The 285-nt window shown below is 60.0% G+C and carries 1 protein-coding gene; it reads left to right on the forward strand.

Annotated features, from left to right (window positions below; all coding sequences use genetic code 11):
* Nucleotides 1–285, forward strand: a 285-nt coding sequence (locus EN859_RS37430) for a hydantoinase B/oxoprolinase family protein (protein ID WP_135913762.1), incomplete at both ends; no start/stop codon positions are given.

Consider the following 285-nt stretch of genomic DNA (forward strand, 5'->3'; position numbering starts at 1 on the left):
GACGCATCGAAAGGAAGCACCGGCAGGCCGCGCTCGGTACCGAGGCCGATCCGGTGATGCTGGAGGTCTTCAACAACCTCTTCATGTCGATCGCCGAGCAGATGGGCGTAACGCTGCAGAACACCGCCTATTCCGTCAACATCAAGGAACGGCTGGACTTCTCCTGCGCGGTGTTCGACCGCCATGGCGCTTTGGTCGCCAATGCGCCGCACATGCCGGTGCATCTGGGTTCCATGGACCGTTCGGTCGAAACCGTTATTCGCCTCAATTCGGGCGATATCCATC

It is taken from the genome of Mesorhizobium sp. M00.F.Ca.ET.216.01.1.1 (assembly GCF_004010325.2).
Classification (GTDB): Bacteria; Pseudomonadota; Alphaproteobacteria; order Rhizobiales; family Rhizobiaceae; genus Mesorhizobium.